Genomic DNA, 12,455 nt, shown 5'->3' on the forward strand with positions numbered 1-12,455 from the left:
GTACATCGAGACGATCTTGTCGTCGAAGCCCGGGAAGCGCCGCTGGTACTTGGCGATCAGCTGCGGGTCGAAGCTCGCTTGGCGGTCCCGTGGTACCTCCAGGTCCAGTTTGCCGGTGTCGGTCACCACCGTCTTGCGGCCGTAGCCGTTGCGGCGGTTGTCCGCCTCCTCCGACCCCAGGTGGTGGTCCATCTCGGCATTCAGCGCCCGCTCAGCCAGCGCCTTCTTCAGCTTGTCAAGCAAACCGTTCGGGTCGAAAGCTGTCTTTGGATCAGCACCAGCTAGCAACTGGTCCAGGATCGCGTCCGGGATCTTCGGCTCTTTGCGTCTCGGCATGTCGGGCCTCCTTCACGCCCATCATGCCCGCCACCGCACGAAAATCCCGACAGTCCTGTGCCGGTCCGGCTTCCGCACCGCTTCTTGTATGCCGTCGATCTTGTCAGTCGCCAGTCCGTCAGCACCACGATGGCACCTGGGTGGACGCACATCGGCAGGCATTGCCGGATGTGAGACCTGATGATGCTGGCGATCACGGGCCGTCCAGGACGAGCAGCGCGATGATGCCATTCATCTCTGCCAGGACCCGCCGCCGATGCTCGCGGCCGCAGCGTGATAGGCGGCAATCCAGTCGCCTCGAACAAAGAACATGACACCGTTCGGCTTGAACAGCCGCTCTCGAGCGGTGCTATGATCCCGTTCCGAACGTTTCACTCCGATTGATGCTCAGTATCACTCATCCCAGGCACGTTGAACCAGCGGCCCTGGAACACAGCGATGGGTACTGGGGAGCAGAATGCTCTCCAGGTTCCTCACTGGAACGGACTGGGCACCTGTTCCGAGTTTTTGCAGCCAAGGCAGCCCGAGCGCCTGGCTGCAGCCTGGGCAGCAGGTCATCACTTCGTGCAACGGCTGGACCAGGCGGCGCCGGGCCATCCGCAGCACGACCGATCACGATAGCGGTCCTTCACATCTCTGCCCCCACTTTTCTACGTTCCACGTGGCGAAGATGCCGAAGGAAGCAAAAAATGATCATGACCATGAGCGCGTCGTGGTGCAGGTCTGCCCGTCGGCGGCCAACGAGTCTGCGGTCGGTCACCAGGGCGCCCACGAAACAGCAGCAGCTGAACGATGAGCGCCTCCTGACGTGGCCCCAGCCCTGCTTGTACCCCGTTGCCATTGTCACGTGCGGGATCGGGTCGACCTGTAGGCCCGGAGAAGGGGTGCCTGCTGATCGCCAAGCATATCGGCCGTCGCCGTCAGCAAGCCCATGATGCAAGGTTGTGACCCTGCGCTCGGACACCCTGGTGTTCGCCTGCTGGAACGGCAAGATCGTGCAGGACCTGATGATCGCCTGTGTCAAGCGGCGCATTGGCGCCATCAGGACGCCTCATGGACTGTACCCCATTTGAACCAGACAAGGTGGATAGCCGATAAGGCATAAGCATACGCCTTCGGATAGGGACGATAGCTTTCGATCCGGACGGACTTCCGCCGCGTGTCGAGGTGATAACGTCGGTGCAGCGACGGCGCCGGTGTCGGCCCCCAGAAGATACGCCTGGTCGAGGAGAGCATGCAGCCCGGCATGAGCGTGTCCTTGATCGCCTGCCAGGCCGGCATCTCGCCGAGCATGCTGTTCAACTGCGGCACCGGGTGCTGAAAGGTGGATTCGAAGCTATTCAGGCGGCGGATGAGCCGGTGGTCGGGCGGACCCATGTCCGGTACCTGGAAAAGCGCGTGTGCGCGTTGGAGCGCCTGCTGGGACGGTTCGCGATCGGATCGCGATAACCGCCGTCATCGCCACCCTGGGCATCGCCCGCTCCATCCTGATTTAGCGACAAGCGCGCTCGGCCAAGCCACACGGACGGTACTACAAGGCCGATGACTGCCGGCTGCTGCCGCTGATCCGCCAACTGGTCGATGGAGCGTCCGTCATACGGCTTTCGGCGCAACTCCGTGCTCTTGAACCGCCCTCTACAACGCGAGGATTTGTCAAAGGTGAACGCCAGGCGCGTGCTTTGAATCCTGCAGAAGCATGGTCTCGTCCTGCAGCGTCACACAGCCTGCCAAGTCGGCCGCCCCATGACGGCGTGGTAATTGCCCTGACCTCCATTGTCCGCCTTCGGCAATTACCTGACCGCTGTCCTTGCAGGAAGCGGATCATCCGTCTGCTGACGGATGATGATGCTGCGTTCACTTCGAACTCACCTGCCAGAGCGGCGAGATCGTTCGCATCCTGTTCGCGGTCGACGCCTGCGACCAGGAGATCATTGCTTGGTGGACCACCACGGCCGGTGTCTCCGGCAAGCCTCCAGCGTCTCCTGACGCTGGCTCCTTTGGAGATGAAGCATCCGCCTGCTGCGGATGCTGGTCCAGGACCTCATGGCCCCGCCTGCGTCGGGAAGCGCTTTGGCAGCCTGAAGATGCCTCGACCGGTGGAGTGGCTGTCGGACAATCGATCGGCAGAAGCCGATTGATCCGCTTCCTGAAAGGACGACGGTCAGGAGACCGTCGAGGGGCAGCGCCTACATCGCCAAGGGCGCCCGCAACCCCGCCACCGCCCTTGGCCTGCACCCTGTCTGCTCGTCCCAGAGCAACGGCATCGCCAGGGCCTTCACAAAGACATTCCGGCGGGACTACCTGCGGCTCTCGATCCTGCCGGATGCCGCTACCGCCCCCGGGCTGCTGCCAGCCTGGTTCGACGAGTACAACACCATCCACCCGCACCCGACGCTACGCATCCATTCATCCGCTCATTTCCGCAGACTCGGTGCCTAACCAACCTAGACCCTGTCCGGTTCAAACGGGGTGCATGTGTGGATGGGTCCAGCCGCGCAAGGTTGTTTTGACGCTCGACGTCCGTCAGGTGCAGCCATGTGTGCGGCCTGTTTGCGCAGCACTTGGCTGCTGGCCCCGGTAATCGCTTACCCAGCGCATAGCGCAGAGCCGCCTGCCAACCCACGGAGTGTCCGGTCTGACGAAGGAAACTCCAAGGTGGACCACCCGATGCTTCCTCCCTCTGAAGCGGTTCCTGCTCACGCTCGGGGCCTACAGCGCTTCATGTCGGCGGGCGACCTGTTGCCTGCCACACCCGAAGCTGCCCCGCAATGCCAAGCACAGGCTGTCTGACAATCGTAGCTGCTGGTCCGTTCAGGCCACAGGCTCCCCCCGTGCCCCCTTGGATGCCAGTGCTGAAGACAATGGCAACCGACAGCCTGATGGACCAACCTCTGGCTCCAGAACATGAAAAAGGGCCTGCGGATTGCTCCGCAGGCCCGTGTGTCAGCGCTTGCAGTGGACCCGCTCAGTTAGGGCGAGCGCCAGTACCCGACTTCTCCGCGACAGCGGCGATTGCCTCCGGCGACGGGACGTCCGGCAGCGGGTCCGGCAGTCGGATCAGCGCCCGCGCCAGCACTTGGTCGACTGTCGAGACAGGGACGATCTCGAGCTTCTTTTTCACGTTCTCCGGAATGTCCGCTAGGTCCTTCTCGTTGTCCTTGGGGATCAGCACCGTCTTCAGCCCGCCGCGGAGAGCGGCCAACAGCTTCTCCTTCAGGCCCCCAATCGGCAGCACCCGGCCACGAAGCGTCACCTCACCCGTCATCGCCACGGCTGCATGAACCGGGATCTTCGTGAGCACGGAAACGATCGACGTCACCATGGCGATACCAGCCGACGGACCGTCCTTCGGCGTGGCGCCTTCAGGCACGTGGATGTGGATATCGATCTTCTCGAACAGGTCCGGCTCGATCCCGAGCGCAGCCGAACGGTGGCGGACATAGGAGCGCGCGGCTTGGATCGACTCCTGCATCACGTCGCCAAGCTTGCCGGTGATGGTCATCTTGCCCTTGCCGGGCACGGTGACCGCCTCGATCGTCAGGAGCTCGCCGCCCACCTCCGTCCAGGCCAAGCCGGTGGTGGCACCGATCTGGTCTTCCAGTTCCGCCTCGCCATAGCGGAACTTGCGGACGCCGGCATACTTCTCGATGTTCTCGGCGTCGATCCGCACGGACTTGACGCCTTCGAGCACGATCTCCTTGGCAGACTTGCGCGCCAGGTTCGCGATTTCGCGCTCCAGGCTGCGGACACCCGCCTCGCGGGTGTAGTACCGCACCAGCGAGATCACCGCGTCGTCCTCAAGAATCCACTCATCCTTCTTCAGCCCGTTCTGCTCGGCCTGTTTGGAAATGAGGTGGCGCTTGGCGATCTCGAGCTTCTCGTCCTCGGTATAACCTGGGATCCGAATGATCTCCATGCGGTCGAGCAGCGGCTGCGGCATGCGCAGCGTATTCGCCGTACAGACGAACATCACGTCCGAGAGATCGTAATCGACCTCCAGGTAATGGTCGTTGAAGTTGACGTTCTGCTCTGGATCCAACACCTCCAGCAGCGCCGCCGACGGATCACCGCGGAAGTCGGCGCCCATCTTGTCGATCTCGTCCAGCATGAACAGCGGATTGCTGGTCTTAGCCTTCTTCATGCTCTGGATGAGCTTGCCGGGCATCGAGCCGATATAGGTCCGCCGGTGGCCACGGATCTCCGCCTCGTCCCGGACGCCGCCGAGCGAGAAGCGCACGAAGTTCCGCCCGGTGGCCTTGGCCAGCGACTTGCCCAGCGACGTCTTGCCCACGCCCGGAGGGCCGACCAGGCACAAGATCGGTCCACGGATCTTGTCTACACGGTGCTGCACCGCAAGGTACTCGACGATCCGCTCCTTGACCTTCTCCAGGCCGTAATGATCGGCGTCAAGGATCTCCTGGGCGCGCTTCAAGTCCTTGTTGATCTTGGACCGCTTCTTCCATGGAATGGACAGCATCCAGTCCAGGTAGTTGCGCACGACCGTGGCTTCGGCCGACATCGGGCTCATGGTCCGGAGCTTCTTCAGCTCGCCCATGGCCTTGTCGTGGGCTTCCTTCGAGAGCTTGGTCTTCTTGATGCGGTCCTCGAGCTCCGATGCCTCGTCGCGGCCGTCCTCGAGCTCACCCAGCTCCTTCTGGATCGCCTTCATCTGCTCGTTAAGGTAGTACTCGCGCTGCGTCTTCTCCATCTGACGCTTCACGCGCGACCGGATCCGCTTCTCCACCTGGAGAACCGAGATCTCTCCCTCCATGAACCCGTACAGCTTCTCCAGCCGCTCGGCGAGCGAACGGGTCTCAAGCAGTTCCTGCTTGTCCGAGATCTTCAGCGCAAGATGGGCGGCGATCGTATCGGCGAGCTTGGCCGGATCCTCGGTCTGGCTCAACGAGACCATGACCTCCGGCGGGACCTTCTTGTTCAGCTTCACGTACTGCTCGAACTGCCCGACCACCGCACGGGCCACAGCCTCCAGTTCGCGCGGTTCGGAAGCATCGTCGTCAATCGCCTCGGCCCGAACCAGGAAGAAATTCGGGTTGTCCTCAAAGCCGGTGACCTCGGCGCGAGCGACGCCTTCGACCAGGACCTTCACCGTGCCGTCGGGAAGCTTCAACAACTGCAGCACGGAGCTGACCGTGCCTACGCGGTAGATGTCATTCTTGCCGGGATCATCCTGGCTCGCGTTCTTCTGGGCAACGAGCAGGATCTGCTTGTCGTCCTTCATCACCTCTTCGAGCGCCTTGATCGACTTCTCGCGCCCGACGAAGAGCGGAACGATCATGTGCGGGAAGACGACGATGTCGCGCAACGGCAGAACGGGATAAAGATTGCCTAGCGCTTGCTCGCTCATGGTACCTCGTCTCTAGGGCGGCCAGGCCACCCCATGATCACGACCAGAGACGTGGCTATAGCAGACAAAGGTTTCAAGAACGTCAAACGGCCACGAAACCGTGGCCGTGACGTCGAATCAGCCGAGCGGCGTGACCGTCAGGACGCTGCTGCGTCCTGACGGGGCTCGCTATGGACCGTGAGCGGCTTCGCGCGACCTTCTGCGACCTCCCGGTTGATCACTACCTCGGTCACCCCGTTCATCGACGGCAGATCGAACATCGTATCGAGCAGGATCTGCTCCATGATCGACCGCAGTCCTCGTGCGCCGGTCTTGCGCTGGATGGCCCGATTGGCGATCGCCTTCAGCGAGTCTTCCTGGAAGGACAGCCTGACACCCTCCATGTCGAACAACTTCTGGTACTGCTTTACCAGGGCGTTCTTGGGCTCCTTCAGGATCTGGACCAGGGCGGCCTCGTCCAGGTCGTGAAGCGTCGCGATCACCGGCAAACGGCCAATGAACTCCGGAATCAGCCCAAACTTCAGCAGGTCGTCAGGCTCTGCCTCGGCCAACAGTTCACCCGTTCGCCGCTCGTCCGGCCCACGGACCTCGGCACCAAAGCCCATCGAGCGAGGCTTGCCGCGTGTAGCAATGATCTTGTCCAGGCCAGCGAAGGCACCGCCACAAATAAAGAGGATATTGGTGGTGTCGACCTGCAGGAACTCCTGCTGCGGGTGCTTGCGCCCACCCTGTGGCGGCACCGAGGCGACCGTACCTTCGATGATCTTCAAGAGCGCCTGCTGCACACCCTCACCCGAAACGTCCCGCGTGATCGACGGGTTCTCGGACTTGCGGCTGATCTTGTCGACCTCGTCGATGTACACGATCCCGCGCTGTGCCCGCTCGACGTTGTAGTCGGCCGCCTGAAGCAGCTTCAGGATGATGTTCTCGACGTCCTCGCCGACATAGCCAGCCTCGGTAAGCGTGGTGGCGTCCGCCATGGTGAACGGGACGTCCAGCGTGCGCGCCAGGGTCTGGGCAAGGAGTGTCTTACCGCACCCGGTCGGGCCGATCAGGAGGATGTTGGATTTCGCCAACTCCACCTCGCCACCCTTCGTGCCATGCGCCAGCCGCTTGTAGTGGTTGTGGACGGCGACCGAGAGGACCTTCTTTGCCTGGGACTGCCCAATGACATAGTCGTCCAGGATCGAGCAGATCTCTGCCGGCGTGGGCACGCCCGCCCGGCTCTTGGCTACCGCCGACTTGTTCTCTTCGCGGATGATGTCCATGCACAGCTCGACGCATTCGTCGCAGATGAACACGGTTGGACCCGCAATGAGCTTGCGAACCTCGTGCTGGCTCTTGCCGCAGAACGAGCAGTAGAGGGTATTCTTGGATTCCCCGCCGGACTTGCTCATCGATCGGGCGACTCGGTAGCTGTCATGGTTGGATGGTACGCGCCAGTGGACTCGGGTTCAACTGTCGGACGGAACAAACGCTGAGGCACCCGCTCCGTTCCAGGACAACAACATGCCAGCTGCCTGATTGACAACCTGCAAACACACGCAGGATGGCTAGCAGACTGTGACCGATCGGTCACGCGACCTTCACGTCCCGCTTCTCATAGACTTCGTCGATCAGGCCGAATTCCTTGGCCTGCACGGCACTCATGAAGGTATCGCGCTCCATCCGGGCCTCGATCTCGGGCAGGGTCCGTCCGGTATGCCGCACGTAGATCTCGTTCAGGCGCTGGCGCATGTTGATGATCTCACGGGCATGTATTTCGATATCCGTTGCCTGCCCCTGGAAGCCGCCGGACGGCTGGTGAGTCATGACACGCGCATGCGGCAGGGCGTAGCGCTTTCCGGGCGCCCCGGCACACAACAGGAGCGAGCCCATGCTCGCAGCCTGCCCAATGCAGATGGTCGATACATCCGGCTTGATGTACTGCATGGTGTCGTAGATCGCGAGGCCTGCCGTCACGATGCCGCCTGGCGAATTGACGTAGATCGCGATGTCCTTCTCGGGATTCTCGGCTTCGAGGAAGAGCAACTGAGCGGTCACCACGCTCGCGAGACCGTCGTCGACCGGACCCATCAGGAAGATGATCCGCTCCTTGAGCATCCTCGAGTAGATGTCATATGCACGCTCGCCGCGGCTGGTCTGCTCGACCACCATGGGAACCAGCTGCGCCATCGGACCCTGCATTTCCCGTCCCTCATCATCCGCGCCGGTGACGCGTAGGCTCGTCACACCATATGTAGCGTCTCTTTCCCGAAGTTGAAGCATGAGCTTCATCCAGGACTTCGACATCGGCGCTGCCGCCCCGAAACGGAAATCGCCGTACGAACGCAGCGCGTTCATACGGCGGCCTCTCACGCCCTGGTAGCTGGCCAGTTCAAACACTTCAACCGAAGATCAGGAAGCCGCCGCGTCCTCCTGGACGCCTGCCGAGGTCATGGGCTCGTCGTCTTCGTCGTCCGCTTCCTTCATCAATTCGTCCGGCGTGACCGTGGTGGTCGTCACGGCGGCCTTGTCGATGATGAAGTCGACGACCTTGTCCTCGAAGATCGGCGCCCGCAGCTGCTCGAGGGCCGATGGGTTCTTCTGGTAGAACTCGAAGACTTGGCGCGCCTGGCCAGGGAACCGCTGAGCCTGGGCGATCATCGCCTGCTGCAGTTCCTTGTTCTCGACCTTGATCTCGTTCTTCGTCCCGATGTCCGAGAGGAGCAGGCCCAGCCGCACCCGGCGCTCGGCGATCCTGCGATACTCTTCCTTGGCTTCGTCCTCGGACTTGCCCTCGTCGGCGAAGGTCTGGCCCATCCGCTGCATTTCGGCGGTCAACTGCCGCCAGATCGCCTCGAATTCTATCTCCACCATGCCCGGCGGCACCTCGAACTGGTGGCTCTCCGCCAGCACGTCGAGCAGCGCCCGCTTGAGCTTCATGCGGGTGGCCCGGCCATACTCCTGGGCGAAGCGCTGCCTGATCGCGTCGTTAAGCTTCTCGACGCTCTCCTGACCAAGCTTCTTTGCGAACTCGTCATCGACGACGACCTCGCCCGGCTCCTCGATCTTGTTCACCTTGATGTCGAAGGTCGCTGCCTTGCCACGGAGGTTTTCGGCACCGTAGTCCTCCGGGAAGGTCACCGAGATGACCTTCTCGTCACCAACAGACGTGCCGATCAACTGGTCCTCGAAGCCCGGGACAAGCATGCCCGAGCCAATCACCACCGGCATGTCCTTGCCGGTGCCGCCGTCGAACGGCACATCGTCGATCTTGCCCGCGAAGTCGATCGTCACGCGGTCGTCGGCACGGGCGGGACGGGGCTCGGCCGGCTCCGCATAAGGACGATTGCCCTTCACGATGTCGTCGAGCGCCTTCTGAATCACCTCAGGCGCGACCTCAGCCTCATAGCGGGTCAGCTGGATCGCCGCGAGATCCACCTCGGGAGGCGTGGGAAGGTTCTCGACATGCAGCTCGAACTCCAGGTCCTTGCCGTCGTCGAACGACGTGACCTCGACCTTGGGCTGCAACGCCGGACGCAGCTGGTGGTCCGCGATGGCCTGCTTCGAGCCAGCATCGATGCTCTTCTCGAGAATCTCGCCGACGACCGAACGACCATACTGCTTGCGCAGCAGAGAGACCGGCGCCTTCCCCGGGCGGAAGCCGGGCAACCGGGCAGTCTTGGCAAGACTGTCCAGCCGCTGGGTGACCTGAGTCTCGATGTCGGCGGCCGGGACCACCACCTTCAGATGATGCTTGAGACCGTCGGCCGAAACCTGCGTGACCTGCATGAGCGCCCTCGAAACGACCAATGCCGGCGACCAGGTTCGGCCACCGGCTTCCATAGGCTTTGCGGCCGGCTAGCTCTGGTGCGGACGGAGGGACTCGAACCCTCACGGGTCTCCCCACAGGAACCTAAATCCTGCGTGTCTACCAATTCCACCACGTCCGCGACGTCCCGCCCTGGTTAGGGCATGCACGCGGATCCTCGATGCCGGCTGGCCGCGAAGGTCGCGCTCCATAGCAGCGTTCCGCCGCCGGCTCAACCCGGCCGGCAATGACGGGCGGTTGCACAGCTGGAGGATGCCTCGCGAGCTGATCCGCGCTAGGAACCGCTCACCCTGAACGGACCAGACCATGACCGACCGCGTGCTCATCCTCGATTTCGGGTCGCAAGTGACGCAGCTCATCGCGAGGCGCGTCCGCGAGGCTCGGGTCTACTGCGAAATCCTCCCCTGCACCGTGTCCGACGACCAAGTCAGGTCTTTCGGTGCAGGGGCTGTCATCCTCTCCGGCGGCCCGGCGTCGACCACCGAGGCCTTGAGCCCTCGCGCACCCGACGCCGTCTTCGAGCTGGGCGTGCCGGTGCTGGGCATCTGCTACGGTGAGCAGACAATGGCGGCGCAGCTTGGCGGTAGGGTAGAGCCCTCGTCGCATCGGGAGTTCGGTCGGGCAGACATCCGCCTGGAAAAGGCGAGCCCATTGTTCGAAGGCATCCTGGAACCAGGTGAATCCGCGCCCGTCTGGATGAGCCACGGCGATAAGGTCACGGAGCTGCCCCCGGGATTTTCGATCCTCGCGGTGTCCGACGCCTCGCCGTTCGCAGCCGTGGCGGACGAGGAGCGGAAGTTCTACGCGGTCCAGTTCCACCCCGAGGTGGTGCACACGCCGTTCGGGGCCAAGCTCTTCCAGAACTTCGTCTACCGGATCGGCCGCATGTCCGGGGACTGGTCGATGAGCGCCTACAAGGAGCAGGCGGTCGCGCAGATCCGCAGGCAGGTCGGCGACGGGCGGGTGCTCTGCGGCCTGTCCGGTGGCGTCGACAGCGCCGTGGCGGCGTTGCTGCTGCACGAGGCGATCGGCGAGCAGCTCACCTGCGTATTCGTTGACACCGGGCTCCTGCGCCACAGCGAGGCCAAGGAAGTCGTCGATCTCTTCCGGGGCCACTTCAACATCCCCTTGGTGGCCGTCGACGCGGGTGACGAATTCCTTGGCAAGCTCAAGGGCATCACCGATCCGGAGAAGAAGCGCAAGGCGATCGGCGCTACCTTCATCGACGTATTCGAACGCGAGGCCACGAAGCTTGGAGGCGCCGACTTCCTGGCGCAGGGCACGCTTTACCCGGACGTCATCGAGAGCGTGTCGTTCCGAGGCCCCTCGGTGACGATCAAGTCGCACCATAATGTAGGAGGTCTTCCGGAGCGCATGCGGATGAAGCTCGTCGAGCCATTGCGCGAGCTGTTCAAGGACGAGGTCAGACTGCTCGGCCGCGAGCTCGGCCTGCCTGAAGCATTCGTGGGACGCCACCCCTTCCCCGGCCCGGGCCTCGCCGTGCGCATCCCCAGCGAAGTGACGGCCGAAGCCGTGCAGATCTTGCAGCAGGCCGACCGCATCTATCTCCAGGAGATCCGTGCTGCCGGTCTCTACGATCGGATCTGGCAGGCTTTCGCGGTACTTCTGCCGGTCCGGACGGTTGGCGTCATGGGAGATGCCAGGACTTACGAGCGCGTCTGCGCCCTGCGCGCCGTGACCTCGGAGGATGGCATGACAGCGGATGTGTACCCGTTCGAATCGTCTTTCCTGACGCGCGTGGCCAGCCGCATCGTCAACGAGGTGAGAGGCATCAACCGCGTCGTCTATGACTATACGTCGAAGCCGCCAGGCACGATCGAGTGGGAGTGAGGGAACAAACGTCGGAATGGCGCAGTCTCGGTGCCAAATGTTCTCCATGTCTGAACTTGCAGCTCTGACCTCCACCCGTTTCCAGGATGATGTGAAGGCGCTTCAAAGGGCACGCAGGCTGACGCTGAACAGCGTCCACAAAGGCGGGTCCGTTTCGCGCGATCTTCTGATCTTCAAAGGGTCGTGACAGCTACCCGAAAGCCGACGTTCATCCAGGTGTGCTGATGGTACTGACTAGACCGCTTACTCAAGCGCCTCCTGCCAGTGCGGATACGTGACGTAGGCGGTGACCGCCCCGTGTTCATGTGAACGGATGGTGACCGACTGGCCCTTGGGCATATAGATGATCTCGCCTGGACCGGCGCTGGCCTTGCTGGAGGCCGTCGATACCGACAACCGCCCCTCTAAGACCACCATGACGTCGTCAACGGCGAGCGTCACGTCGATGCTCTGGTCTGGCCCGTAGCGGCCGAAGCCGATGGTGATCGGCCCACCGTGGCGCTGGTCGACCACATTGCCCGCGAACACCTCTCCATCCTGTCCAGGCGAGCGCTCGAACGATGCATCGGTCATGGCGAACTTGCGAACTGTCATGAGGATCCCTCCGTCTTGCGTCGGATGTCTGGCAGGATGATGACGATCAACTCTGAAGCAGGCGCTTGGTTCAACGAGCAATTGTTGATGGAAGGGCTACACCTACTTCGCCGGGCCGCCTGCACCAGTCCAGCTGCAGGCGGGACCATCAACGGGGTCCGGGGATCGTGAAGCCTCGGTCCACCAGAATAGACTATCCAGTGAGGAACTGCGCTTCATCGGTGCAGGGCCATACGGCGACGTCAGCGATATCCTCCGTGTGCCGATCCTTCCCAACGGCGCTCGGGCGGAAAGCGGCGGGATGATGGCGTCGCCATGAGCAGGCAGCATGGGCGTGCTTATCACACCAGGCTTCATGTTATGGAATGGACGCCTCCCGCTTCCCGGCCACGATAGGTGGCCAACTGACGGAGGGAAGCATGTCATTCGACCTTGTAGCCATCGATCTGGGCAAGCAGTCGTTCCACCTTCACGGGGTGGGCAGCGACGGCGTTG

8 protein-coding genes, 1 tRNA gene and 1 pseudogene are annotated in these 12,455 nt (G+C 62.7%); 3 read left to right on the top strand and 7 right to left on the bottom strand.

The genetic code is table 11. From position 1 onward, the window contains the following. On the bottom strand, nucleotides 1–336 hold a 336-nt coding region (locus tag VHL31_RS25740; RefSeq protein WP_329664110.1), incomplete at its 3' end, for a transposase. Nucleotides 337–1,280: 944 nt separating this feature from the next. Between VHL31_RS25740 and VHL31_RS25745 the strand changes: the two genes are divergently transcribed. Both VHL31_RS25745 and VHL31_RS25750 read left to right on the top strand, forming a co-directional pair. Further along, entirely contained in the window at nucleotides 1,281–1,409 is a 129-nt protein-coding gene (locus VHL31_RS25745; protein WP_329664111.1) for a hypothetical protein, read from the top strand. 46 nt (nucleotides 1,410–1,455) lie between these two features. Next, nucleotides 1,456–2,775, top strand: a pseudogene (locus tag VHL31_RS25750) (integrase core domain-containing protein). 526 nt (nucleotides 2,776–3,301) lie between these two features. Here VHL31_RS25750 and lon read toward each other — a convergent pair. From lon to VHL31_RS25775, 5 genes are all read right to left on the bottom strand, one after another. Then, nucleotides 3,302–5,701 (bottom strand): endopeptidase La, encoded by a 2,400-nt coding sequence (gene lon / locus VHL31_RS25755; protein WP_329664112.1) that lies wholly within the window; start codon nucleotides 5,699–5,701, stop codon nucleotides 3,302–3,304. Nucleotides 5,702–5,838: 137 nt separating this feature from the next. Continuing rightward, nucleotides 5,839–7,098: an ATP-dependent Clp protease ATP-binding subunit ClpX gene (gene clpX, locus VHL31_RS25760; protein ID WP_329664113.1), complete on the bottom strand. Its 1,260-nt coding sequence runs from the start codon at nucleotides 7,096–7,098 to the stop codon at nucleotides 5,839–5,841. A gap of 178 nt (nucleotides 7,099–7,276) precedes the next feature. Continuing rightward, entirely contained in the window at nucleotides 7,277–7,876 is a 600-nt protein-coding gene (clpP, locus tag VHL31_RS25765) for an ATP-dependent Clp endopeptidase proteolytic subunit ClpP (protein ID WP_329664114.1), read from the bottom strand. A 222-nt stretch (nucleotides 7,877–8,098) separates the two neighbouring features. Beyond that, on the bottom strand, nucleotides 8,099–9,475 hold the full coding sequence (gene tig / locus VHL31_RS25770; protein ID WP_329664115.1) for a trigger factor: 1,377 nt from the start codon (nucleotides 9,473–9,475) through the stop codon (nucleotides 8,099–8,101). A gap of 76 nt (nucleotides 9,476–9,551) precedes the next feature. Further along, nucleotides 9,552–9,636: transfer RNA gene (locus VHL31_RS25775), tRNA-Leu, on the bottom strand. Nucleotides 9,637–9,821: 185 nt separating this feature from the next. Here VHL31_RS25775 and guaA point away from each other — a divergent pair. After that, complete coding sequence (gene guaA, locus VHL31_RS25780; RefSeq protein ID WP_329664116.1) at nucleotides 9,822–11,366, top strand: glutamine-hydrolyzing GMP synthase; 1,545 nt, start codon at nucleotides 9,822–9,824, stop codon at nucleotides 11,364–11,366. A gap of 243 nt (nucleotides 11,367–11,609) precedes the next feature. Here guaA and VHL31_RS25785 read toward each other — a convergent pair whose 3' ends face one another. Then, nucleotides 11,610–11,960, bottom strand: a complete 351-nt coding sequence (locus VHL31_RS25785) for a hypothetical protein (protein ID WP_329664117.1) — start codon at nucleotides 11,958–11,960, stop codon at nucleotides 11,610–11,612. Between the last annotated feature and the right edge of the window lie 495 nt (nucleotides 11,961–12,455).

This window comes from Geminicoccus sp. (genome assembly GCF_036263595.1).
GTDB lineage: Bacteria > Pseudomonadota > Alphaproteobacteria > Geminicoccales > Geminicoccaceae > Geminicoccus.